Genomic DNA, 24,454 nt, shown 5'->3' with positions numbered 1-24,454 from the left:
CACCAAGCAGTATCTGCGGTATTTTCAGCAGTGCGCTGGCACTGCTGGAACCGCGTAAACCAGGCGACAACGCCAGTTCCTTTCTTCCTACCCTTGTAGACCGTTATCTCTACCCCCATATTGGGGCGACTGACGCGTGAAGGAATACATCTTGAGCGAACTCCTCAACCGCCGCCTGAGCCTGCTCGGCGCCAATCTCCCCCTGCTCAAGCAGTGCCTGCACGGTATTGAGCGCGAATGCCTGCGCGTGACCGATGAAGGTCGCCTGGCCCAGACCCCGCATCCGGAAGCACTGGGATCGGCGCTGACCAACGAGCAGATCACCACCGATTATTCCGAGTCGCTGCTGGAGTTCATCACCCCAGCGCTGGCCGACCCGGCCAAGGTGCTCGAAAGCCTCGAAGAGACCCACCGTTTCGTCTACAGCAAGCTGGGCGACGAATACCTGTGGAGCCCGTCGATGCCGTGCACGCTGCCGGCCGAGGAGGATATCCCGATCGCCGAGTACGGCAGCTCGAACATCGGCAAGCTCAAACACGTCTACCGCAAGGGCCTGGCCCTGCGTTACGGCCGCACCATGCAGTGCATCGCCGGTATTCATTACAACTTCTCGCTGCCCGAAGCGCTTTGGCCACTGCTGCGCGAAGCCGAAGGCAGTACGGAAAATGACCGCGACTACCAGTCGTCGGCCTACATCGCGCTGATTCGTAACTTCCGCCGCTACAGCTGGCTGCTGATGTACCTGTTCGGTGCCTCGCCGGCCCTGGACAAAGGCTTCCTGCGTGGCCGCCCGCACCAGCTCGAAGAGCTGGATGCCGAAACCCTGTTCCTGCCTTATGCCACCAGCCTGCGCATGAGCGACCTGGGTTACCAGAGCAACGCCCAGGCCGGTCTTACGCCCTGCTACAACAACCTGGCCAGCTACACCGACAGCCTGCGCAAGGCCGTTGGCACGCCCTACCCGCCTTACGTTGAAATCGGCACACATGTGGATGGCGAGTGGGTTCAGCTGAACACCAACATTCTGCAGATCGAAAACGAGTACTACTCGAACATCCGCCCCAAGCGTGTCACCTACACCGGCGAGCGGCCGATCCAGGCCCTGACCTCGCGGGGTGTGCAGTATGTGGAAGTGCGCTGCCTGGACATCAACCCGTTCCTGCCGGTCGGTATCGACCTGACCGAGGCGCGCTTCCTCGACGCATTCCTGCTGTTCTGCGCGCTGGAAGAAAGCCCGCAACTGGACAACGGTGAGTGCGGCCAGTGCACCAGCAACTTCCTGACCGTGGTCAAGGAAGGCCGTCGTCCGGGCCTGGAGTTGCACCGCAATGGCCAGCCGATCAGCCTGAAAGACTGGGCCAGCGAGCTGATCGAGCGTATCCGCCAATTGGCCAATCTGCTCGACCAGGCGCAAGGCTCTGATGAGCACGCCAAGGCCCTGGATGCGCAGCAGGCCAAGGTCGACGACACCTCGCTGACCCCGTCGGCCCAGGTGCTGGCACGCATGACCGAGCATGACGAGAGCTTCGTCCAGTTCTCGCTGCGCCAGAGCCGTGTGCACGCCGAGACTTTCCGCGAGCAACCGCTGAGCAACGAAAAACAGCAAGCATTCGAGACGCTGGCCCGCGAGTCGCTCGCCAGGCAGTCCGAGCTGGAGCGAGACGAAGTCGGTGATTTCGACCTGTTCGTCGGCGCCTACCAGGCCAGCATCCTGGCAATCAGCAGTTGATGAACCGCACCACCACCCCGCGCAAACCGCGCGCCAGCAGCCAGGCCAGGATCGAGGCGATCCTGGCGGCTGCGCGTGAGCTGTTGGCCGAACAAGGGGTGGCAGCTCTATCTATCTACAGCGTGGCCGAGCGGGCGCAGATTCCGCCTTCGTCGGTGTATCACTTCTTCGCCAGCGTGCCGGCCTTGCTGGAGGCACTTACTGCAGATGTGCACCGGGCGTTTCGCGAAGCCCTGAGCGCTCCGATCGATAGCAGCGCGTTCAGCACCTGGCACGAACTGTCACGGCTGATCGAACAACGCATGCTTGATATCTATCACGAGGATGCGGCGGCGCGGCAGTTGATCCTGGCGCAGCATGGCCTGAGCGAGGTAGTGCAGGCCGACCGGCAGCACGACATGGAACTGGGCGACTTGATGCACAAGTTGTTCGACCAGCATTTTCACCTGCCGGTGATGCCACCGGATGTGGATGTGTTTGCCCTGGCCATGGAGTTGAGCGACCGGGTGTATGCGCGGTCGGTGCAGCTGCACGAGGCGATCACCCCGCGCATGGCCGAGGAAGGCAAGCGGGTGTTCGAAGCGTATCTGGGGTTGTATCTGCCGCCGTTTCTGGCCAAGCGTTCCCGCTGAGAAATCTGGGGCCGCTTGGCGGCCCTTCGCGGGCAAGCCCGCTCCCACAGAGCCCGCGCGCACCCTGGAGCTTGCGAAGTACCTGTGGGAGCGGGCGTGCCCGCGAAGGGCTGCAAAGCAGCCCCAATATCAAACCGCCGCATCACAGCTTGGCGATGGACACTTCGGTCGACTTCACAAAGGCAATCACTTCACTGCCCACCTGCAACTCCAGCTCCCGCACGGAACGGGTGGTAATCACCGAAGTGACGATACCCGAAGCCGTCTGCACGTCGATTTCCGACAGTACCGGGCCTTCGAGGATTTCTTTCACAGTACCTTTGAACTGGTTGCGAACGTTGATGGCTTTGATAGTCATGGCTTGCTTCCTTTTGGCTTCTGGGATTCAAAGCGCCCAACGCAGCTGCGTGGGCAGAGGGGCTACAGGATCCGGCTCGGGCGCAGTGCCCGGGGTGGACAGAACACGGTTGAGCACTTCGCTTTCCAGCGCGGCCAGACGGTGCGAACCACGCGCCCGGGGCCGTGCCAGGTCAACAGTGAGGTCGAGCCCGACCTCGCCGTCCTCGATCAGGATCACCCGGTCCGCCACGGCAACCGCCTCGCTGACGTCGTGGGTGACCAGCAGCACAGTGAAGCCGTGCTGACGCCACAGGCGTTCGATCAGTTGCTGCATCTCGATACGGGTCAATGCATCCAGCGCCCCCAGTGGCTCGTCCAGCAGCAGCAGGCGGGGCTGGTGAATCAAGGCTCGGGCCAAAGCCACGCGCTGCTTCTGGCCTCCCGAGAGCGCTGCCGGCCATTCGTTGGCGCGGTCGGCCAGGCCAACCGCATCCAAGGCCTCCAGCGCACGCGGGCGCCAGTCGCCAGACAGCCCAAGGCCAACGTTGTCGATCACCTTCTTCCACGGCAGCAGCCGCGCGTCCTGGAACATCAGGCGGGTTTCTTCACGGGCCTCTTCCAGCGGCGCGGCACCCGCCAGTAGCTGCCCGGCGGTGGGCTGGTCCAACCCGGCCAGTAGCCGCAGCAAAGTGCTCTTGCCGCAGCCGCTGCGGCCGACAATGGCCACGAACTGGCCGGCCGGAATGTGCAGGTCGATACCCTTCAAAACTTCGCGCTGGCCAAAAGTCTTGCGCAGGCCCTTGGAGGCCAGCGGGGTGCCACGCAGCAGGCGTGGCGGCTGTTCCTTGAGCACGGTCATGCGCCCTCCTTCCTGGCAACTTGATAGGCCGGGTGCCAGCGCAGCCACACACGCTCCAGGCCTCGGGCCGCAAGGTCGGCAAGCTTGCCGAGTACGGCATACAGGACGATGGCCAGCACTACCACGTCGGTCTGAAGAAATTCGCGAGCATTCATTGCCAGGTAACCGATGCCGGCGTTGGCCGAAATGGTTTCGGCAACAATCAGGGTCAGCCACATGAAGCCAAGGGCGAAACGCACACCCACCAGGATCGAAGGCAGCGCCCCCGGCAGGATCACCTGGCGGAACAGGCCGAAGCCGGACAAGCCGTAACTGCGCGCCATTTCCACCAACGCTGGGTCAACGTTACGGATGCCGTGGTAGGTGTTCAGGTAGATCGGGAACAACGTGCCCAGCGCGACCAGAAAGATCTTTGCCGATTCGTCGATACCGAACCACAGAATCACCAGCGGGATGAGCGCGAGGTGCGGCACGTTGCGGATCATCTGTACCGAGCTGTCGAGCAGGCGTTCGCCCCAGTTCGACAGGCCGGTGATGAAGCCCAGTACCAGGCCGATGCTGCCGCCGATGACAAAGCCCAGGCCTGCACGCCAGCCGCTGATGGCCAGGTGGGTCCAGATTTCGCCGCTGCGCACCAGCTCGACACCCGCGCTTACCACTGCGCTAGGTGCCGGCAGGATACGCGTCGACAGCCAGCCGGCGCTGACGGCCAGTTGCCATATGGCCAACAGCAGCACCGGCAGCGCCCACGGCGCCAGGCGCTGGGTCAGGTTGGAAGAAGTTGCACGACTCATGGCCAGGCCCTCAGCTCTGCGACACAGATTTGGGCAGGATGTCGTTGGCCACCATCTCGCCGAACGGGCTTACATAACCTCCGGCTTTCGGCTGCTCTGGGCGCTGCACATCCAGGTGCGGGAACAGCAGCTCCGCCACGCGGTAAGACTCTTCCAGGTGTGGATAACCCGAGAAGATGAAGGTATCGATGCCCAAGTCGGCATATTCCTTGACCCGTGCTGCCACGGTCGGGCCGTCGCCCACCAGCGCGGTACCCGCGCCGCCCCGTACCAGGCCAACACCTGCCCACAGGTTGGGGCTGACTTCCAGGTTGTCGCGGTTGCCGCCGTGCAGGGCGGCCATGCGTTGCTGGCCCACCGAGTCGAAACGCGCCAGCGAGGCCTGGGCGCGGGAGATGGTGTCATCGTCCAGGTGCGAGATCAGGCGCTCGGCGGCGGCCCAAGCCTCTTCGTTGGTTTCCCGCACGATCACGTGCAGGCGGATACCGAAGCGTACTTCGCGCCCTTGAGCAGCCGCTTTTTCGCGCACCTGTGCGATCTTCTCGGCAACGGCTGCCGGTGGCTCGCCCCAGGTCAGGTACAGCTCGACCTGTTCGGCCGCCAGGTCCTGGGCGGCCTCGGACGAGCCGCCGAAATACAGCGGTGGGCGTGGTTGCTGAATCGGCGGGTAGAGCAGCTTGGCGCCCTTTACCTGGATGTGCTTACCGTCGTAATCGACGTTTTCGCCTTCCAGCACCTTGCGCCAGATACGGGTGAACTCGACCGAAGCTTCGTAGCGCTCCTGGTGGTTCAGGTGCAGGCCATCACCCGCCAGCTCGTCCGGATCACCACCGGTCACCAGGTTGAATAGCGCGCGGCCATTGGACAAGCGATCGAGGGTGGCCGCCTGGCGTGCTGCCACGGTCGGCGAAATGATGCCCGGGCGCAGGGCTACGAGGAACTTCAGGCGCTGGGTCACGGGGATCAGCGACGCGGCCACCAGCCAGGAGTCCTCGCAGGAACGCCCGGTCGGGATCAGCACCCCACCAAAACCAAGGCGGTCAGCAGCCTGCGCGATCTGCTGCAGGTAACCGTGGTCGACCGCACGTGCGCCTTCGGAAGTGCCGAGGTACTTGCCGTCACCGTGGGTTGGGAGGAACCAGAAAATGTTAAGGCTCATTGGAGTCGTCTCCTCAAGGGTGGCTCTAGCCGGGGCGGCCCCCCGGCACTGGCAGTCAATCAAGGCGCGCTAGCGACTTTGGCAGGGGGTGTCCAGATCACGTCCTTGATGCTCAGCGGCTTGGGAATAAGCTTCAGCGCCTGGAACGTGTCGGCGATCTTCTGCTGCGCGGCCACCACGTCCGGGGTCAGCGGCGCAGCGCCGTAGCCTTGGCGTTTGACCGAGGTCAGGGTGATGTCGGCAGGCAGGCCGAGCAGCGGGGCAACCTGGTCGGTCACTTCCTGCGGGTTGGCCTGGGACCACTCACCCACAGCGCGCACTTCCTCGATCACGGTGTTGATCACCGCTGGGTGCTGTGTCGCATAGTTGCGGGTGGCGAGGTAGAACTGGTGGTTGTCGACCAGGCCCTTGCCGTCACGCAGGGTGCGCGCTTGCAGCTGCTGCTCGGCGGCGGCCTGGTAAGGGTCCCAGATCACCCAGGCATCCACGCTGCCGCGCTCGAAGGCGGCGCGGGCGTCGGCCGGCGGCAGGTAGACAGGCTGGATGTCGCTGTACTTGAGGCCGGCGTCTTCCAGGGCGCGGACCAGCAGGTAGTGCACGTTGGAGCCTTTGTTGAGGACGACCTTTTTACCCTTGAGGTCCTTCACCGACTGGATGGGCGAGCCCTTGGGCACGAGGATCGCTTCGCTGTGTGGCGCTGGCGGCTCGTAGGCGACGTAGAGCAGGTCGGCGCCGGCGGCCTGAGCGAACACAGGCGGGGTCTCGCCGGTGACACCAAAATCGATGGAACCGACGTTCAGCCCTTCAAGCAGCTGCGGGCCGCCGGGGAATTCGGTCCATTGCACCTGTACACCCTGCTCGGCCAGGCGCTTCTCCAGCGTGCCCTTGGCCTTGAGCAGCACCAAGGTGCCGTATTTCTGGTAACCGATACGCAGGCTCTCGGCCTGGGCTTGGGTAATGGCGCCGAAGGACACAGCCGCCGCAAACAGGGCGACCAGACCACGACGCAAGAAGACTGTGCGCATAGCGCTCTCCTGTGCGAATGGGGTTCGGGTTGCACCTGCTTGCCTCGTTAACGGGCGAGTAAGGTGGTGAAGCGGGTAATGCCGTTCAGATGCTCCAGCGAGCGCTGATCAGACGTTCGTTCAATACGCCGGGGGCCACGGGGCGCGGCCGACGGGCCAGGGCGACGTGGAAGGTTTCCAGCGAGTCGTGCAGGCGTTCTTCCAGCGCCTGTACCAACTGCGCGGGCTTTGTGCCTTCTGCGTAAGCCACCTGGCTGTCGTCGGCAAAGATCCCTTGCAGGGTCTCTTGTGCCTTGAGTGCCGACAGCACCGGCTTCAATGCGTAATCCACCGCCAGCATGTGGGCGATGCTGCCGCCAGTGGCGATGGGCAACACGATCTTGTGGGCCAGGGCGCGCTCGGGCAGCAGGTCAAGCAAGGTTTTCAGGGCACCGGAAAACGAAGCCTTGTACACCGGGGTGGAGACGATCAGGCCATCGGCCTGGGCCACCAGTTGCTGAAAGTGTTGCACATGCGGGCTGTCGAAACGGGCATGCAGCAGGTCTTCGGCGGGGAAGTCACGCACCTGGAACGTCACCACTTCAACGCCGCGATCCTGCAGCCACTGGCGCGAACGCTCGAGCAGCACGCCGGAGCGTGAACGGAGACTTGGGCTACCACCGATTGAGACGACCAGCATTGCTGCGCTTCCTTGTGTTCTGTTGGAGGTGACATTAACAGCTGCCACATATATCTAGAAATCATATTTTTTCATTTGTTTATTCCATTATTGTCTTTACTCATCAAGGCCTCTTCGCGGGCGCGCCCGCTCCCACAGGTTTTTGCAGGCATAAAAAAGGGCCGTCGAAACGGCCCGAAAATCCCTGCTTGGCTAAGAGCAATGCAACGAGGAATCCATTAACGATTGGGTTGAGGGGTCAGGCGCAGATAGGGTTTGACCGCCCGGTAACCTTTGGGGAAGCGCTGCTTGATCTCCTCCTCATCTTTGAGCGAAGGCACGATCACCACTTCGTCGCCGTCCTGCCAGTTACCGGGTGTGGCGACCTTGTGGTTGTCGGTCAGTTGCAGCGAGTCGATCACCCGCAGAATTTCGTTGAAGTTGCGCCCGGTACTGGCCGGGTAGGTAATGGTCAGGCGCACCTTTTTATTCGGGTCGATGATGAACAGCGAGCGCACGGTCAGGGTGTCGCTGGCGTTCGGGTGGATCAGGTCGTAAAGGTCGGACACCTTGCGGTCAGCGTCAGCAATGATCGGGAAGTTGACCACGGTATTCTGTGTTTCGTTGATGTCATCGATCCACTTGTGATGCGAGTCGACCGGGTCCACCGACAGGGCGATGGCCTTGACCCCGCGCTTGGCAAACTCGTCCTTCAGCTTGGCGGTCAGGCCCAACTCGGTGGTGCACACCGGGGTGAAGTCGGCCGGGTGGGAGAACAACACCCCCCAGCTGTTGCCCAGCCACTCGTGGAAGCGGATCTTGCCTTCGCTGGAATCCTGTTCGAAATCGGGGGCGATATCGCCGAGTTTGAGGCTCATGGGCTGCGGCTCCTGGGCTGGGTTCTGTACCGTATGGGTTCAATGTGCCTGCAATCGATTAAAAACAAAAAGAATAAATAACAATTTATTTATAACCATAACGCATAGCAATTTACAGGCACAAAAAAGCCTCGCATCACGCGAGGCTTCTTGTTCAGCTACCGCTTACAGGAAGTTGTAAGTGTAGTTCACGATGAAGCGAGTCTGGTCTTTGTCCAGGGCGCTTTCGCCGCTACCACGGTAGACACCTTGACGCAGGCTGAAGCCCAGGCCTTTGAGAGCGCCTTCCTGAAGGGTGTAGTCGACGCGGGCGTCACGTTCCCATTCGTTGTAGGTGCCGTCACCCGACCTGTTGCGAACATCATCACCACGCAGGTAGGACACCGAAGCCTTCAGGCCTGGAACACCCAGAGCCGCAAAGTCATAGGAGTACTGACCAAAGGTTGTATTCTCACCGGCGCGGGCAAACTGGTTGATCATGCTATCGGTGAACAGGTAGAAGCTCGCGCCGCCGTTACCTTCCAGAGAGGAAGTGGAGCCGTCTTTACGGACGCTACCTTGGTTCAGCCAGACGAAACCACCATCGTCACCCACTTGCTGGTGACCGAGCATCAGCGCATGGCCACCCAGGGTGTAGGTGAACATGGCGCTCCAGGTCTTGTTGTCGACCTCGCCCGAGTTCTTCGCGTAGCCACCGTTGTTGTCGAAGGCATAGCCAGTCTGGCCATTCTTGCCGTCGCTGCTGCTGTCGAAGTAGCGCAGGTCAGTCTTGAACGACTGGTTGTCGGCAATCTTGAATACGTGGGTCGCACCCAGGAAGTGCTGCTTGTAGAAGTCTTCCAGGTTCGAGTAGTAGTACTGCAGGGTCAGGTCTGGGGTGAGCTTGTAATCACCGCCGGCGAACTGGAACTTGTTGCTGTCGCGGAAGGCGCCGGAAACGGAGAGACCGGTACGGTTGCTCGAAGCACGACCCATGGCGTGAGTCAGTTGACCCGCGTTGATGGTCAGGTTGTCGATTTCCTTCGACTGGAGGGTGCCACCCTCGAAGGTCTGCGGAAGCAGACGACCATCGTTGGAGACCAGGATCGGCAGCATAGGCGCCAGGGCGCTACCGTAGTGGACCTCGGTTTTGGAGAAGCGCGCCTTGGCGTTACCACCAATGCGTGCCCAGTCGTGGACTGCCGAACCATCGGAGTCACTCGGGAAGAACGTGTTGTTGGCATCTGGACGGCTACCACGGCCACCATCCAGGTGAATGCCCCACAGCGCTTGAACATCAACACCAAAACCTACGGTGCCTTGAGTGAAGCCAGACAGGTAGTCGAGCTTGAAACCCTGACCACTTTCTTTCTGGTCAATACCGCTTTCGCGGTTGTCATCGTTGAAGTACATGGTGCGCGAGCTGAGCGACAGCTTGCTGTCCTCAACGAAACCGGCAGCGCCTGCTTGTTGGGCGAGAACCCCCAGTGCCACGGCCAGAGCCAGGCTGGACTTGTACATGTTTTGCTCCTCTACGTTCTAATTTTTGTGTATCTCTGGCGGAGGGGTCTGATGCCCCGCTCACCGGGATGGGCGATTTAGTCCCAAAGCGTGACCGTTAAGTCAATCGTTTCTAAACGTTTCGCGACTTTGGTCTAAGACGCCACCTGCGCTACAGGATAATGACAATCCTATAAATCCAAAATGACTGTTTTATGAATTTGTAAGACTTTTAAGGAATATATTAGGAACCTTTACTGCCATCCGTTGTAGCAGAGAATCTTCTAATAGCTTTTGGTTATTTGCAAACGTTTGCTCATAACCTAATGCCAAATCGTTCTATAGGGTCTTGCAGGCACCTCTGGCTTCGTCAGGGGTCATGGCTTTAAAGCGTTTGGCTCCTAAGCTAATGCAAAAAAGTTATTTATTTTAATTTTCTTAGATCATTTAGCCTTCTCGTCATCCAACCCGACTTGCCTGACGAGAGGTTCAACCATGATCCCGCACGCTCCGCTGCGCCTGTTCGCTGCCCTGACCCTCGCCAGCACCAGCTGGTTGGCCCAGGCAGCCGACCTGACAGTGGCCTACCAGACCACTGTCGACCCGGCCAAAGTGGCACAGGTCGATGGCGACTACGAAAAAGCCAGCAAGGCCAGCATCGACTGGCGCAAATTTGATAACGGCGCAGACGTGATCACTGCCGTGGCCAGCGGCGACGTGCAGATCGGCTACCTGGGCTCCAGCCCGCTGGCCGCTGCCGCCACCCGCAAGCTGCCGGTTGAAACCTTCCTCATCGCCACCCAGATTGGCGCGGGTGAAGCGTTGGTGGCCCGTGACAGCATCAAGTCGCCGCAAGACCTGATCGGCAAGAAGGTCGCCGTCCCGTTCGTATCCACCGGCCATTACAGCCTGCTGGCCGCACTGAAAAGCTGGAATATCGACCCTTCCAAGGTACAGATTCTCAACCTGGCGCCGCCGGCCATCATTGCCGCCTGGAAGCGCGGCGACATCGATGCGACCTACGTGTGGGACCCGGCTCTGGGCGTGGCCAAGGAAAACGGCAAGGTACTGATTACCTCCGGTGAACTGGCGCAGAAAGGCGCGCCTACCTTCGATGCCTGGATCGTGCGCAAGGACTTCGCCGAGAAACACCCTGATGTGGTCAAGGCCTTTGCCAAAGTCACCCTCGATGCCTACGCCGACTACCGCAAGGACCCAAAAGCCTGGCTGGCCGACAAGGGCAACGTAGACAAGCTGGTGAAGCTGTCCGGTGCCAAGGCCAGCGACATCCCGGTGCTGCTGGAGGGCAACGTCTACCCGCTGGCCGCTGACCAGGCCCACGCCCTGGGCGCGCCGACCACCCAGGCGCTGACGGACACCGCCAACTTCCTCAAACAGCAAGGCAAAGTCGAAGCAGTGCTGCCGGACTACTCGCCGTACGTCAGCGCCAAGTTCCTTCCAAACTGATCCGGAGCCCGTCATGGCCTTGCTCGAGCTGGAGCGCATCAGCGCACAGTACCCAGGCGCCAGCACCCCGGTGCTGGCCGATATCAACCTGAGCCTGGGGCCACGCCAACTGCTGGTGGCCCTGGGGCCTTCCGGCAGCGGCAAGACCTCACTGCTCAACCTGATCGCCGGCTTCGTCGCCCCCAGTGGCGGTCACATCACCCTCGATGGTGTGCCGGTGCAAGGCCCCGGTGCAGAACGCGGCGTGGTGTTCCAGGACGATGCCCTGCTGCCATGGCAGAACGTGCTGGGCAACGTCGCCTTCGGCCTCGAACTGGCCGGCGTACCCCGCGCTCAGCGTGAGGCCAAGGCCCGCGAAATGCTCACACTGGTCGACCTCGATGGCTTCGGCGAACGGCGCATCTGGCAATTGTCCGGTGGCCAGAAGCAGCGCGTGGGCCTTGCCCGGGCGCTGGCGGCTGACCCTCGGGTATTGCTGATGGATGAACCGTTCGGTGCCCTCGATGCCTTCACCCGTGAGCAGATGCAAGAGCTGCTATTGCAAGTTTGGCAACGCACCGCCAAGCCGGTGTTCCTGATTACACACGACATCGAAGAAGCGGTGTTCCTCGCCAGTGAACTGGTACTGCTGGCGCCCAGCCCGGGACGCGTAGTGGAACGCCTGCAACTGAACTTCGGCCAGCGCTATGCCGCTGGCGAATCGGCCCGGGCCATCAAGTCCGATCCAGCGTTCATCGAAACCCGCGAGCATGTGCTGGCGCGGGTGTTTTCCCAACGCCAAAGCCTGCAGGAGCGCGCATGAGCAGCCTGGACCTGCCGGTCGCCGGCAAACACGACGCCCAAACCCGGCCAGCCGCCACGCTACGCCGCCCACTGTCCACCCGCTGGATCAGCACCCTGACCCTGGCCAGCCTGCTACTGGTCTGGTGGCTGGTGACGGCCGCCGGCTGGGTAGAGCCCCTGTTCCTGCCCTCGCCCGGCGACATCCTGACCAAGGCATGGACCTTGCTCACCCAAGGCTACATGGATGCCAGCCTGTGGCAGCACCTGAGCGCAAGCCTGGGCCGCATCGGCCTGGCGCTGGTGGCTGCGAACCTGACCGCAATACCAGTCGGCATCGCCATCGGCTACAACCGCGTGGCCCGCGGCATTCTCGACCCGCTGATCGAGTTCTACCGGCCCATCCCGCCGCTGGCCTACCTGCCGCTGATCGTCATCTGGTGCGGTATCGGCGAGCTGTCGAAAGTGCTGCTGATCTACCTGGCAATCTTCGCCCCCATCGCCATTGCCACAGCCACCGGTGTGCGCACGGTAGACCCGGCCAAGCTGCGGGCGGCGCAGTCGCTGGGCGCAACCAAGGCCCAACTGATCCGCCACGTCATTTTGCCCAGTGCTTTGCCAGACATCCTTACCGGCATCCGCATTGGCCTGGGGGTCGGCTGGTCGACCCTGGTGGCCGCCGAACTGATCGCCGCCACCAGCGGCCTGGGCTTCATGGTGCAGTCGGCGGCGCAGTTTCTGGTCACCGACGTGGTGGTGCTGGGCATCCTGCTGATCGCCCTGATCGCCTTCGCTCTGGAAATGAGCCTGCGTGCCCTGCAACGCAAGCTGGTGCCCTGGCATGGGCAGATTCACTGAACCCCATTGTCCACGCCAGCACGCTGGCGCCCGATTGAAGAGACCGACATGAGCCTGACCATCACTCCCCTAAGCCCAGCACTCGGCGCCCAGATCAGCGGCGTGGACCTCCGCCGCGATATCAGTGCAGAAGAGCGCGATGCCCTCGAGCAGGCACTGCTCCAGCACCAGGTGCTGTTCCTCCGCGACCAGCCGATCAACCCGGAACAGCAGGCGCGCTTTGCCGCACGCTTCGGCGACCTGCACATCCACCCGATTTACCCCAACGTGCCAGACACCCCACAGGTGCTGGTGCTCGACACGGCGGTTACCGATGTGCGCGACAACGCAGTGTGGCACACCGACGTGACCTTTTTGCCGACCCCGGCACTGGGCGCGGTACTCAGCGCCAAGCAATTGCCTGCTTACGGTGGTGATACCCTTTGGGCCAGCGGCATTGCGGCCTTCGAGGCCTTGTCGGCGCCGCTGCGTGAAATGCTGGACGGGCTGACCGCTACCCACGACTTCACCAAGTCGTTCCCGCTGGAGCGCTTTGGCACCACGCCGCAAGACCTGGCGCGCTGGGAGGCCACCCGGCGCAACAACCCGCCGCTGTCGCACCCGGTGGTGCGCACGCATCCGGTGAGCGGGCGCAAGGCGTTGTTCGTCAATGAAGGGTTCACTACACGCATCAATGAACTGAGCGAACTGGAAAGCGATGCGCTGCTGAGGCTGCTGTTCGCCCATGCGACGCGACCGGAGTTCAGCATTCGCTGGCGTTGGCAGGAGAATGACGTGGCGTTCTGGGACAACCGCGTGACCCAGCATTTTGCGGTGGATGATTACCGACCGAACCGGCGGGTGATGCACCGGGCAACCATCCTTGGGGATGCACCCTTCTAGCGGTTGCCCGTCCTGACCTCTTCGCGGGCCGCTCCCGCAGGTACAACACAGGGTTCGAAACCGGTGCCGTGCATGTGGGAGCGGGCAAGCCCGCGAAGAGGCCAGGACAGGAGAGCTTGCTCAGCGGACCAGGTGCAGGTACTGCATGTGCCGCTCGTACTGGTCGAGGATGTCGTTGATGATCTGCTCCTTGCTGTAGCCCACCAGGTCATAGTTCTGGCTGCCTTCGCTCAGGTGCACCTCCGCCCGGTAATAGCGGCGGTTCTTCAACTCCTGCGTACCCAGCCCCCCCAAGGCGAACGATGGCGTGAAATAGCCACGCATCTGCACCTGGTAAATGAACGGCTGTTCCTCGCCATGGCCAATCTTCAGGCTGACGTTGTCATGGCTAGGGTCGTCCTGGGTAATCAGTACCAGGCCTTTCTGCTCGAACACTTCACGCACATCGGCAATCGCCGGGCGCACCACATCATCCATGAAGCGGTACACCTCATCACGCGACGGGAAGTGCACCGCCTGGCTCAGGCGCTGGCGCCAGCCGCCACGACCGCGACGTGACTGGGCGAACGGGGCCAGCGAGTGCATCTGCGCGATCTGCCGCTGCGACTCCAGGTAGAACGCCTTGTGCAGCCCCCACATCATGCACAGCAGAATGAGCGAGAACGGCAGCGACGTCAGCACCACTGCCGACTTCAGCGAATCGATGCTGCCAGCGAACAACAGCGCACTGGTGATCAGTGCAGTCATCGCCCCCCAAAAGATACGCAGCCAGTTCGGCCCATCTTCATCAGCGTCACCGCCCTTGGCCGACAAGGTCGACAGCACCACGGTGCCCGAGTCGGCCGAGGTGACGAAGAACACGAAGCTGATGAACACCGTGGTGGCGATGACTGCCTTGCTCCAGGGGTAGGTTTCCAGCAGCAGGTACAGGCTCATCGACGGGTTGTCCAACGCCGACTGACCCAGTGCGGTCATGCCGTGGTTGATCACCTGGTCCAGGGCGCTGTTGCCGAAGATCGACATCCACGCCAGGGTGAAGCCCAGCGGAATCAGCAGCACGCCAAAGACGAACTCGCGGATGGTACGGCCACGGGAGATGCGGGCGATGAACAGGCCCACGAACGGCGCCCAGGCAATCCACCAGGCCCAGTAGAACACGGTCCAGCCGCCCAGCCAGCCACGGTTTTCACCATAGGCATACACGTCGAAGCTCTTGCGCGGCAACGCACCCAGGTAGTCGCCCAGGTTCTGGATCAGCGTGTTGAACAGGTGCTGGGTAGGCCCGGCGAACAGCACGAACAGCAGCAGCGCACAGGCCAGGAACAGGTTGATATCGCTCATCACCCGCACCCCCTTCTCCACCCCGGCCACGGCTACGGCCACAGCCGCGCCCATCATCAGGGTGATGAGGATCACCTGCACCCACTGGCTGTGGCTGATACCGAACAGGTAGTCCAGACCGGCGTTCAGATGCAGCACCCCAAAGCCCATGTCGGCGCCCAGGCCGAACACCGTGGCGATGATGCCGAAGCCATCCACCGCATAACCGATCGGGCCGTTGATGCGCTTGCCAATCAGCGGGTACAGCGCCGAACGCAGGGCCAGCGGCAGGTTGTGCCGGTAGGCGAAATAGGCCAATGCCATGCCGACGAAGGCGAACACCCCCCAGCCATGCAGGCCCCAGTGCAGGAACAGGATCTGCATCGCCTGGCGCCCGGCCTCGACCGTGCCGGCTTCGCCTTGCGGCGGTTGCAGCATGTGGGTCAGCGGTTCGGAGACACAGAAGAAGAACAGCGTGATGCTGATGCCGGCGGCGAACAGCATGCCGGCCCACGACAGGTAGCTGAACTCGGGTTCGTCGTGGTCGGCACCGAGTTTGATCTTGCCGTAGCCAGACAAGGCGGTGACCACCACGAAGACCAGGTACAGCGTCATCGCCAGCATGTAGTACCAGCCGACCGTGTTGGCCGCCCAGTTCTGCGCTGCCAGCAACCAGTCACCTGCGGCTTGCGGGTTGGAGATGACTACCAGGCCAAAGATGAGGATGAAACTCGCCGCAAAGTAGAACACCGGGGGGTTCATGCGGATCTTGCCATTGGCAAGGGAAGGGTTCGGTGCACTCATAGGGCGTGCACCTCGTCGAATGACGTGAGGTTCGGAATGAACGGGTTCAGCAAAGGAATCCTCCTGTTGAACACCGGCAGCGGACCAGCGTTTTTTCATTGAACAAGCGTTCAAGTTAAACATGGATCGGATTTCAATGCGAATTGGGGCGCTGATTGGTGTCGTCCTGCTCCGGCCTTTTCGCGGGTTAGCCCTCCCCTACATTGGTATGTTCTTTGTAGGAGCGGGCTTGCCCGCGAAGAGGCCAGCACAGGCAATTTCAATGCGGGATCAGTTCTTGTCCTGGCAATCCAGCTGCAGGTTGGCCTGAGTAATGTTGCTTTCAGCCGGCACACTGCGAGTCAGCCACACATTACCGCCAATGGTCGAACCCTTGCCGATGGTAATACGCCCCAGCACCGTGGCCCCGGCATAGATCACCACATCGTCCTCGACGATCGGGTGGCGTGGCAGGCCTTTATGCAGCGTACCCGACTCATCGCTGGGGAAACGCTTGGCGCCCAGGGTCACCGCCTGGTAGATGCGCACGCGCTCGCCGATGATCGCGGTTTCACCAATCACCACACCCGTACCATGATCGATGAAGAAGCTCGGGCCGATCTGCGCCCCGGGGTGAATGTCGATACCGGTGGCCGAATGCGCCAGCTCCGAACTGATCCGCGCCAGCAGCGGCAGCCCGGCCTTGTAAAGGTGGTGAGCCAGCCGGTGGTGGATGATCGCCAGGATGCCCGGGTAGCACAGCAGCACTTCATCGACGCTGCGCGCTGCCGGGTCGCCGTGGTAGGCGGCCAGCACATCGGTGTCGAGCAGAACGCGCAGTTCCGGCAGCGCAGCTGCAAAGCCCTGGATCAGGCTCAGCGCACGGGCGTCGACGCCCGCCAGCTCAGCCTTGCTTTGCCGTGCCGCGTAGCGAAGTTCAAGACGAGCCTGGGCCAGCAAGGCGGTCAGCGCGGCATCCAGGGTATGGCCGACGTAGAAGTCTTCACTTTCTTCGCGCAGGTCGACTGGCCCCAGGCGCATGGGGAACAGCGCCCCGCACAGTTGCTCCAGAATCTGCCGCATCGCTTCGCGCGACGGCAGCTCGCGCCCGCCCTGCTCGCCAATACTGCGGCCATTGCGGGTGCGCCATTGCTCACGGGCTCCGCGCAGGCCAGTGACAATGCTCTGCAACTGCCAATGCGCGGATGAAGGTTGTTCGCTCACGGTTTTCTCCTGCCGTATAGGCCATCTGATTTTGTTGCCAGGCCCGCGAAAGGGCCGAACCTGCCTGCATGCAATCCACTTTACGGCAAATCCGAGGCTTGGAAAAAACAACGCTTTATTCCATCCTGCGCTAAGTCAGGCATAAGCCGCGATGACGGAGTGGGTATCGTCGCCTACCCTCAAAGCAGCCGGCACCTGGCAAAAATCAAAAAAGGGAATATTAAAGTTATTTTTTAGTATTTCCCGGCCTAATCAGCCAACCCTATAGTCGCCACCTCACTACCTAGACAACAAGCGCGGGGCTCTGCCATGTCGAAATTCGCCAAACCGCTACTCAACGCCAGCCTGGCCCTCCTGCTGGGTGCCGGCCTGCTCAGTCAGGCTTTCGCTGGCGAGCAATTGAAGACCATCCAGGAAAAGGGCGTCATCAACGTCGGCCTCGAGGGCACCTACCCGCCATTCAGCTTCCAGGACGAAAACGGCAAACTGACCGGCTTCGAAGTGGAGCTGTCCGAGCTGCTGGCCAAGGAGCTGGGGGTCAAGGCCAAGATCCAGCCGACCAAGTGGGACGGCATCCTCGCCGCACTGGAATCCAAACGCCTGGATGTAGTGGTCAATCAGGTGACCATTTCCGAAGAGCGCAAGAAAAAGTACGACTTCTCCGAGCCCTACACTGTCTCCGGCATCCAGGCACTGATCCTGAAGAAGAAAGCCGAGCAGCTGAACATCAAGGGCGCACAGGACCTGGCCGGCAAAAAGGTCGGCGTAGGCCTTGGCACCAACTACGAGCAGTGGGTGAAAAAGGACGTGCCGCAAGCCGATGTGCGCACCTATGAAGACGACCCAAGCAAGTTCGCTGACCTGCGCAACGGCCGCATCGACGCCATCCTGATCGACCGCCTGGCCGCGCTGGAATACGCGCAGAAAGCCAAGGACACCCAACTTGCCGGCGATGCCTTCTCGCGCCTGGAAAGCGGCGTGGCCCTGCGCAAAGGTGAGCCGGAACTGTTGGCAGCCATCAACAAGGCCATCGACAAGCTAAAAGCTGACGGCACGCTGGCCAAGCTGTCCGAGAAGTACTTCGGTGCCGATGTCACCAAATGATCGCTGAAAGCCTGCAACTCGTTGTCGACTCCGCGCCCTTCCTGCTGAAGGGCGCGGGTTATACGGTGCTGCTCAGTGTCGGCGGCATGTTCTTCGGTCTGGTGCTGGGCTTTGCCCTGGCGCTGATGCGGCTGTCGAAGATTCTGCCGCTGAACTGGCTGGCGCGGGTCTACGTGTCGTTCTTCCGCGGCACGCCGCTGCTGGTGCAGCTGTTCGTCATCTATTTCGGCATGCCGCAAATCGGCATCGAGCTCGACCCAATCCCCGCTTCGCTGATCGGCCTGTCGCTGAACATGGCGGCCTACATCTGCGAGATCCTGCGCGCAGCGATTTCCTCGATCGACCGCGGCCAGTGGGAAGCAGCCGCCAGCATCGGCATGACCCGCGTGCAAGCCATGCGCCGGGCGATCCTGCCGCAGGCCTTGCGCACCGCGTTGCCACCGCTGGGCAACAGCTTCATCTCGCTGGTAAAGGACACCGCCCTGGCGGCGACCATCCAGGTGCCCGAGCTGTTCCGCCAAGCCCAGCTGATTACTGCGCGCACGTTCGAAGTGTTCACCATGTACGTGGCGGTCGCGGTCATCTACTGGGTGCTGTGCAGCATCCTTGCGCACTTCCAGAACCGCATGGAAGCGCGGGTCAACCAGCATGACCAGGAGCATTGAGCATGATTGAAGTCAAAGGCCTGACCAAGCGGTTCAAGGCCCAGACCGTGCTCAACGGTATCGACCTGACCGTGCAGCCCGGTGAAGTGGTGGCCATCATCGGCCCCAGTGGCTCGGGCAAAACCACCTTCCTGCGCTGCCTTAACCTGCTGGAAACCCCCGATGCCGGGCAGATCCAGATCGGCGCCATCAGCATCGATGCCAACCGACCTTTGGGCGGGCAGCAGAGTGCGATTCGCCGTCTGCGCCAGCAGGCCGGGTTCGTGTTCCAGAACTTCAACCTGTTCCCCCACCGCACCGCCCTGGAGAACGTGATCGAGGGGCCGGTGATCGTCAAGAAGACGCCTCGCGAGCAGGCCATCGAGCTTGGCCGGCGCCTGCTGGCCAAAGTCGGCCTGGCGGGCAAGGAAGACGCCTACCCACGGCGCCTGTCCGGCGGCCAGCAGCAACGCGTGGCCATCGCCCGTGCCCTGGCCATGGAACCGGAGGTAATCCTGTTCGACGAACCGACCTCGGCGCTGGACCCGGAGCTGGTCGGTGAAGTACTGGCGACCATCCGCGGCCTGGCCGAGGAAAAGCGCACCATGATCATCGTCACCCACGAGATGAGCTTTGCCCGGGACGTGGCGAACCGGGTGATCTTCTTCGACAAGGGCGTGATCGTGGAGCAGGGCGAGGCCAAGGCCCTGTTTGCAGCGCCGAAGGAAGAGCGTACGCGGCAGTTCTTGCGCAAGTTCCTCGGGACTGCGGCCTCAGAGTAAACCTGTTCCGGCCCATTCGCGGGTAAACCCGCTCCTACAGTGCACAGATCTTGAGGCATGTGTGTAGGAGCGGGTTTACCCGCGAAGAGCCCGGCACCTCTGTAACAAATCCCCCTTCTATAAATATTCCAAAAAGTTAGTTCATAAAATTTTTATAAATCATTAGGGTATATATACCGGACCACCGGACCAGCACACGTCTGTCGCGATCAGCTGTAGCGACATAACTATTTTGTGAGGTCAGGAATGGTCAGGATCACAATCACCCCAGTGCGTAACGCCAGGGCATTGAGTGCAGCCAAGGAGCGGCACTGATGCCCAGCCAAGCCAACACCCAATTCCATAGCGATCTCGACAGCTCGCCCCCGCTGCTGCCGGCCAAGGTATTGCGCAACGACGCCGAAGCCCTGCAAGCGGCCCGCGAGCTGGCCGAGGTCGCCCGTGAGCAAGCTGCCCGGCGCGACCAGCAACGCAAACTGCCCTGGGCCGAAATCGAACTGTTTACCCGCAGCGGTCTGGGCAGCATCACCGTACCCAAGGCCTACGGTGGCCCCGACGTGTCGTTCGCAACCGTCGCCGAAGTGTTCCGCCTGATCAGCGCCGCCGACCCCGCCCTGGGGCAGATCCCGCAGAACCAGTTCGGCATGCTGCAACTGCTGCGCCTGACGGCCAGCGAGGCGCAACAAGCGCTGATCTTCCGCAGCGTGCTCGACGGCTGGCGCATCGGCAATGCCGGGCCTGAACGTGGCACCAAGGATACCCTCACCCTCAAGGCCCGAATCACGCGCGCCGGCGACAGCTACCGCATAAGTGGCGAGAAGTTCTACTCCACCGGTGCCTTGTTCGCCCATTGGGTGGCGGTAAAAGCCCTAGACGATGAAGGCCGCCAGCGCCTGGCATTCGTGCGCCGGGGAAGCCCGGGGTTGCGCATTGTCGATGACTGGTCCGGGTTCGGCCAGCGCACCACCGCCAGCGGTACCGTGCTGCTGGACCAGGTGCCGGTTGACGCGGAACTGGTGATCGACAACTGGCGCCAGCGCGATATCCCCAACATTCAGGGCGCCGCTTCGCAGCTGATCCAGGCGGCGATCGACGCCGGCATCGCCGAAGCGGCTATCGATGATGCGATCACGTTCGTGCGCGAAAAGTCCCGGCCGTGGATTGAAGCCAACGTCGACCGTGCCAGTGACGACCCTTATGTAATTGCCGACATCGGCCGCCTGAAACTCGAGCTGCACGCCGCCGAAGCGCTGCTGCGCAAAGCTGCTCGGGTACTCGACGAGGTCAATGCTGCGCCTATCGACGCAGCCAGCGCGGCACGGGCCTCGATTGCGGTGGCCGAGGCCAAGGTGCTGACCACCGAGATTGCCCTGCAGGCCAGCGAAAAGCTGTTCGAGCTGGCCGGCAGCCGCGCCACCCTTGCCGAGTTCAACCTCGACCGCCACTGGCGAAATGCCCGGGTGCACACCCTGCACGACCCGGTGCGCTGGAAGTACCACGCGGTGGGCGCTTACCACCTTAACGGCACCCTGCCTGCACGGCATTCCTGGATCTGATTTGCTGCCTTTGGGGCTGCTGCGCAGCCCTTCGCGGGCTTGCCCACTGCCACAGGATTGTCACCGCCTGAACCGGCATCACTTTACCTGTGGGAGCGGGCAAGCCCGCGAAGGGCCGCAAAGCGGCCCCCGGAGAACTCCATGACAATCGCTATCATCACCAGCGACGCCCAAGCCCTGGCCGTCGCCGAAGACATCGCCCAGCAACTGCGCCGCGACAGCGCCTTGCGCGACCGCGAGCGCCGCCTGCCGCTGGCCGAACTCGAACTGTTCACGCGCTCCGGCCTTTGGGCCATCAGCGTGCCCAAAGCCTTCGGCGGTGCCGGCGTTTCCAACGTCACCCTGGCCAAGGTCATCGCCCGTATCGCGCAGGCCGACGGTTCGCTCGGGCAGATTCCGCAGAATCATTTCTACGGTCTGGAAGTGCTGCGGGTAAACGGCAGCCCCGAACAGCAACAGCGCCTGTACGCCGAGGTACTGGCTGGCCGCCGTTTCGGCAATGCCCTGGCCGAGCTGGGCACCAAGACCGCCCACGAGCGCACCACCCGCCTGAGCCGTGACGGCGACGGTTTCCGCATCAACGGGCGCAAGTTCTATTCCACAGGCGCCATCTATGCCCAGCGCATTCCAACCTCGGTCGTGGATGAGCAAGGCGTACAGCAGTTGGCTTTCGTCCAGGCCGACAGCCAAGGGCTGCAGGTGATCGACGACTGGAGCGGCTTCGGCCAGCGCACCACCGGCAGCGGTTCGGTGGTGTTCGATAACGTGTACGTCAGCGCAGCCGACGTGGTGCCGTTCCAGAGCGCCTTCGAGCGCCCCACCCCGGTTGGCCCGCTGGCGCAGATCCTCCATGCCGCCATCGACACCGGCATTGCCCGCGCCGCCTATGAAGACGCCCTGCACTTCGTGCGCACCCGCAGCCGTCCGTGGGTCGACTCCGGCCTGGACAAGGCCACGGATGACCCGCTAACGCTGAAAAGCTTCGGCCATCTGGCGGTCCGCTTGCATGCGGCCGAAGCCCTGCTGGAGCGCGCAGGCGAATACCTCGACCGCGCCCGCGACGACAGCACTGCCGACAACGTGGCCGCCGCCTCCATTGCCGTGGCCGAAGCACGCGCCATCAGTACCGAAATTTCCCTCACCGCCGGTACCACCCTGTTCGAACTGGGCGGCAGCCAGGCAACATTGGCCGAACACAACCTCGACCGCCACTGGCGCAACGCTCGCGTGCACACCCTGCACGACCCGGTGCGCTGGAAGTACCACGCCATCGGCAACTACTACCTCAACGATGCCAACCCGCCACGCCGGGGGACCATCTGATGGCCAAGCAGATTCTGCTCAATGCCTTCAACATGAACTGCATCGGGCACATCAACCACGGTCTGTGGACCCACCCACGGGACACTTCAACCCAGTACAAGACCCTGGACTACTGGACCAACCTGGCACGCCTGCTGGAACGCGGTCTGTTCGACGGGCTTTTCATTGCCGACATCGTCGGTACCTACGACATCTACGGCCAGTCACTGGACGTCACCCTCAAGGAGTCGATCCAGCTGCCAGTCAACGACCCGCTGCTGCTGGTGTCCGCCATGGCTGCGGTCACCCGTCACCTGGGTTTTGGCCTTACCGCCAACCTCACCTACGAGGCGCCGTACCTGTTCGCCCGGCGCCTTTCCACACTCGACCACCTGAGCAATGGCCGGGTGGGCTGGAACATTGTCACCGGCTACCTCGACAGCGCTGCCCGGGCCATGGGCCTGGCGCAGCAACCGGAGCATGATCGCCGCTACGACCAGGCCGATGAATACCTGCAGGTGTTGTACAAGCTGCTGGAAGGCAGCTGGGCCGATGACGCAGTGGTCGCCGACCGCGAGCATCGCGTCTATGCTACGCCCGACAAGGTGCGCAAGGTTCAGCACCAGGGCGAGTTCTACAAGGTCGAAGGCTACCACCTGTGCGAGCCCTCACCGCAGCGCACCCCGGTGCTGTTCCAGGCCGGCAGCTCGCCGCGTGGCCTGGCCTTCGCCGGCAACCATGCCGAATGCGTGTTCATCAGTGGCCAGGACAAGGCAGCCACCCGCGCCCAGGTCGACAAGGTTCGCGCGGCCGCCCAGGCCGCCGGCCGCGACCCGCAGGCGGTCAAGGTGTTCATGGGCATCACGGTGATCGTTGCGGCCACCGAGCAACTGGCCCAGGCCAAACATGCCGAGTACCTGCGCCACGCCAGCGCCGAAGCGGGCGTCGCGCACTTCGCCGCGTCCACTGGCATCGACTTCGCCGCCTATGAATTGGACGAACCCATTGCCTTCAACCAGGGCAACGCCATCCAGTCAGCCACGCGCCAGTTGCAGGACAACGCCTGGACCCGCCGGCGCCTGTTGCAACAGCACGCCTTGGGCGGCCGCTACGTAACCCTGGTCGGCGCGCCTGAACAGGTGGCCGAGCAGTTGATCGCGTGGATCGATGAAACCGGCCTGGACGGTTTCAACCTGACCCGCACCGTCACCCCGGAGAGCTTCGAGGACTTCATCGAGCTGGTCATCCCGCAACTTCAGCAGCGTGGCCGCTACAAGACTGCCTACACCGAAGGCACCCTGCGCGAAAAACTGTTCCAGGCCGACCACCCGCACTTACCCGCCGACCACCCTGGCTCGGCTTACCGCTTTACCCCTACCCCGACTGGAGCCCTGCACCATGCTTGAGAAACTGTTCCGGCCCGTCGCGGCCATTGCCATCACCCTCGGCCTGTGCGCCGGTACCCTTGCTGCCGAGCCGTTGAAGATCGGCACCACCTCGGCCTTTGCCATTCCGCTGGAAGCCGCGGTTGAAGAAGCCCACAAGCAAGGCCTGGAAGTGAAGCTGATCGAGTTCAGCGACTGGATTGCGCCCAATGTCAGCCTCAACAGCGGCGACATCGACGCGAACTACTTCCAGCACATCCCTTTCCTGGAAAACGCCAAGGCTGCTGCAGGCTTCAACCTCGTGCCTTACGCCCCGGGCATCATCAACAACGTTGGCCTGTACTCGAAAAAGTACAAAAGCTTTGCCGAGCTGCCTGAAGGCGCCAGCGTGGCCATCGCCAACGACCCGATCAACAGCGGCCGTGGCCTGCTGCTGCTGGCCAAGGCCGGGTTGATCACCCTGAAGCCAGGCGTGGGCTACAAGGCCACCGAGGATGACATCGTCGCCAACCCTAAAAAGCTGAAGATCCTTCAGGTGGAGGCGGTGCAACTGGTACGTGCCTACGACGACGCCGACCTGGTGCAGGGTTACCCGGCCTACATCCGCCTGGCCAACACCTTCGATGCCACCTCGGCGTTGCTGTTCGACGGGCTGGAAAACAAGGAATACGTGATCCAGTTCGTCATTCGCCCGCAAAGCAAGGACGATCCACGCCTGGCCAAGTTCGTCGACATCTACCAGCATTCGCCAGCGGTGCGCGCTGCGTTGAACAAAGCTCACGGCAAGCTCTACCAAGCCGGCTGGGAAGGCTGAA

At 62.3% G+C, this 24,454-nt stretch carries 23 protein-coding genes; 13 read left to right on the top strand and 10 right to left on the bottom strand.

Annotation, left to right across the window (positions count from 1 at the left end; genetic code table 11):
* The first annotated feature begins 151 nt into the window (after nucleotides 1-151).
* Both gshA and V7787_RS33985 read left to right on the top strand, forming a co-directional pair.
* Nucleotides 152-1,729 (top strand): glutamate--cysteine ligase, encoded by a 1,578-nt coding sequence (gshA, locus tag V7787_RS33990; RefSeq protein WP_269806267.1) that lies wholly within the window; start codon nucleotides 152-154, stop codon nucleotides 1,727-1,729.
* Nucleotides 1,729-2,361, top strand: coding sequence for a TetR/AcrR family transcriptional regulator (locus V7787_RS33985; RefSeq protein ID WP_104886824.1), 633 nt, complete (start codon nucleotides 1,729-1,731; stop codon nucleotides 2,359-2,361). Before gshA ends, V7787_RS33985 begins: the two co-directional genes overlap by 1 nt.
* Nucleotides 2,362-2,503: 142 nt before the next feature.
* Here the strand turns inward: V7787_RS33985 and V7787_RS33980 are convergent, their stop codons facing one another.
* The 8 genes from V7787_RS33980 to V7787_RS33945 all read right to left on the bottom strand — a co-directional run bounded on the left by V7787_RS33980 (nucleotide 2,504) and on the right by V7787_RS33945 (nucleotide 9,573).
* Entirely contained in the window at nucleotides 2,504-2,719 is a 216-nt protein-coding gene (locus tag V7787_RS33980) for a TOBE domain-containing protein (RefSeq protein ID WP_003255829.1), read from the bottom strand.
* Between the two features lie 27 nt (nucleotides 2,720-2,746).
* Nucleotides 2,747-3,559: an aliphatic sulfonates ABC transporter ATP-binding protein gene (ssuB, locus tag V7787_RS33975; protein ID WP_064491770.1), complete on the bottom strand. Its 813-nt coding sequence runs from the start codon at nucleotides 3,557-3,559 to the stop codon at nucleotides 2,747-2,749.
* Nucleotides 3,556-4,353: an aliphatic sulfonate ABC transporter permease SsuC gene (gene ssuC / locus V7787_RS33970; protein WP_003255831.1), complete on the bottom strand. Its 798-nt coding sequence runs from the start codon at nucleotides 4,351-4,353 to the stop codon at nucleotides 3,556-3,558. The genes ssuB and ssuC overlap by 4 nt, the downstream gene beginning before the upstream one ends.
* Before the next feature lie 10 nt (nucleotides 4,354-4,363).
* Nucleotides 4,364-5,512, bottom strand: a complete 1,149-nt coding sequence (ssuD, locus tag V7787_RS33965) for an FMNH2-dependent alkanesulfonate monooxygenase (RefSeq protein WP_003255833.1) — start codon at nucleotides 5,510-5,512, stop codon at nucleotides 4,364-4,366.
* Nucleotides 5,513-5,571: 59 nt separating this feature from the next.
* Nucleotides 5,572-6,537 carry a sulfonate ABC transporter substrate-binding protein gene (locus V7787_RS33960; RefSeq protein WP_014589331.1) on the bottom strand — a complete coding sequence of 322 codons (966 nt, stop codon included), beginning with the start codon at nucleotides 6,535-6,537 and terminating at the stop codon, nucleotides 5,572-5,574.
* Between the two features lie 85 nt (nucleotides 6,538-6,622).
* Nucleotides 6,623-7,216, bottom strand: a complete 594-nt coding sequence (gene ssuE, locus V7787_RS33955) for an NADPH-dependent FMN reductase (protein ID WP_003255835.1) — start codon at nucleotides 7,214-7,216, stop codon at nucleotides 6,623-6,625.
* Between the two features lie 218 nt (nucleotides 7,217-7,434).
* On the bottom strand, nucleotides 7,435-8,073 hold the full coding sequence (locus V7787_RS33950; RefSeq protein ID WP_003255836.1) for a peroxiredoxin: 639 nt from the start codon (nucleotides 8,071-8,073) through the stop codon (nucleotides 7,435-7,437).
* A gap of 165 nt (nucleotides 8,074-8,238) precedes the next feature.
* Entirely contained in the window at nucleotides 8,239-9,573 is a 1,335-nt protein-coding gene (locus tag V7787_RS33945) for an OprD family porin (protein WP_064491769.1), read from the bottom strand.
* A 474-nt stretch (nucleotides 9,574-10,047) separates the two neighbouring features.
* Between V7787_RS33945 and tauA the strand changes: the two genes are divergently transcribed.
* Genes tauA through tauD form a run of 4 tightly spaced genes read left to right on the top strand, consistent with a single transcriptional unit; the run spans nucleotide 10,048 to nucleotide 13,539 of the window.
* The gene (gene tauA / locus V7787_RS33940) at nucleotides 10,048-11,019 is read left to right on the top strand and encodes a taurine ABC transporter substrate-binding protein (protein ID WP_020191047.1); all 972 of its coding nucleotides are present in this window, start codon (nucleotides 10,048-10,050) and stop codon (nucleotides 11,017-11,019) included.
* Nucleotides 11,020-11,032: 13 nt separating this feature from the next.
* Nucleotides 11,033-11,821, top strand: coding sequence for a taurine ABC transporter ATP-binding subunit (gene tauB, locus V7787_RS33935; RefSeq protein ID WP_064491768.1), 789 nt, complete (start codon nucleotides 11,033-11,035; stop codon nucleotides 11,819-11,821).
* Complete coding sequence (tauC, locus tag V7787_RS33930) at nucleotides 11,818-12,657, top strand: taurine ABC transporter permease TauC (RefSeq protein WP_336091757.1); 840 nt, start codon at nucleotides 11,818-11,820, stop codon at nucleotides 12,655-12,657. Before tauB ends, tauC begins: the two co-directional genes overlap by 4 nt.
* 48 nt (nucleotides 12,658-12,705) lie before the next feature.
* Nucleotides 12,706-13,539, top strand: a complete 834-nt coding sequence (gene tauD, locus V7787_RS33925; protein WP_020191044.1) for a taurine dioxygenase — start codon at nucleotides 12,706-12,708, stop codon at nucleotides 13,537-13,539.
* Between the two features lie 120 nt (nucleotides 13,540-13,659).
* Here the strand turns inward: tauD and betT are convergent, their stop codons facing one another.
* Nucleotides 13,660-15,621: a choline transporter BetT gene (betT, locus tag V7787_RS33920; RefSeq protein ID WP_010951610.1), complete on the bottom strand. Its 1,962-nt coding sequence runs from the start codon at nucleotides 15,619-15,621 to the stop codon at nucleotides 13,660-13,662.
* 312 nt (nucleotides 15,622-15,933) lie between these two features.
* Nucleotides 15,934-16,866 carry a serine O-acetyltransferase EpsC gene (epsC, locus tag V7787_RS33915; protein ID WP_003255846.1) on the bottom strand — a complete coding sequence of 311 codons (933 nt, stop codon included), beginning with the start codon at nucleotides 16,864-16,866 and terminating at the stop codon, nucleotides 15,934-15,936.
* A gap of 309 nt (nucleotides 16,867-17,175) precedes the next feature.
* Here epsC and tcyJ point away from each other — a divergent pair, with 309 nt between their 5' ends.
* The 7 genes from tcyJ to V7787_RS33880 all read left to right on the top strand — a co-directional run bounded on the left by tcyJ (nucleotide 17,176) and on the right by V7787_RS33880 (nucleotide 24,453).
* Complete coding sequence (gene tcyJ, locus V7787_RS33910) at nucleotides 17,176-17,970, top strand: cystine ABC transporter substrate-binding protein (RefSeq protein WP_003255847.1); 795 nt, start codon at nucleotides 17,176-17,178, stop codon at nucleotides 17,968-17,970.
* Entirely contained in the window at nucleotides 17,967-18,635 is a 669-nt protein-coding gene (tcyL, locus tag V7787_RS33905) for a cystine ABC transporter permease (protein WP_003255849.1), read from the top strand. Before tcyJ ends, tcyL begins: the two co-directional genes overlap by 4 nt.
* Nucleotides 18,636-18,637: 2 nt before the next feature.
* Nucleotides 18,638-19,396: an L-cystine ABC transporter ATP-binding protein TcyN gene (tcyN, locus tag V7787_RS33900; RefSeq protein WP_336091752.1), complete on the top strand. Its 759-nt coding sequence runs from the start codon at nucleotides 18,638-18,640 to the stop codon at nucleotides 19,394-19,396.
* A gap of 314 nt (nucleotides 19,397-19,710) precedes the next feature.
* On the top strand, nucleotides 19,711-20,952 hold the full coding sequence (locus V7787_RS33895) for an SfnB family sulfur acquisition oxidoreductase (RefSeq protein ID WP_129932968.1): 1,242 nt from the start codon (nucleotides 19,711-19,713) through the stop codon (nucleotides 20,950-20,952).
* Between the two features lie 141 nt (nucleotides 20,953-21,093).
* Nucleotides 21,094-22,275, top strand: a complete 1,182-nt coding sequence (locus tag V7787_RS33890; protein ID WP_064491765.1) for an SfnB family sulfur acquisition oxidoreductase — start codon at nucleotides 21,094-21,096, stop codon at nucleotides 22,273-22,275.
* On the top strand, nucleotides 22,275-23,660 hold the full coding sequence (locus tag V7787_RS33885; protein WP_064491764.1) for an LLM class flavin-dependent oxidoreductase: 1,386 nt from the start codon (nucleotides 22,275-22,277) through the stop codon (nucleotides 23,658-23,660). The genes V7787_RS33890 and V7787_RS33885 overlap by 1 nt, the downstream gene beginning before the upstream one ends.
* The gene (locus V7787_RS33880) at nucleotides 23,653-24,453 is read left to right on the top strand and encodes a MetQ/NlpA family ABC transporter substrate-binding protein (protein WP_064491763.1); all 801 of its coding nucleotides are present in this window, start codon (nucleotides 23,653-23,655) and stop codon (nucleotides 24,451-24,453) included. The genes V7787_RS33885 and V7787_RS33880 overlap by 8 nt, the downstream gene beginning before the upstream one ends.
* Nucleotide 24,454 lies beyond the last annotated feature (1 nt).

The organism is Pseudomonas sp. CGJS7, from assembly GCF_036961695.1.
The sequence above is the reverse complement of the archived record's forward strand: the minus strand, read 5'-3'. Positions and strand labels throughout refer to the sequence as shown.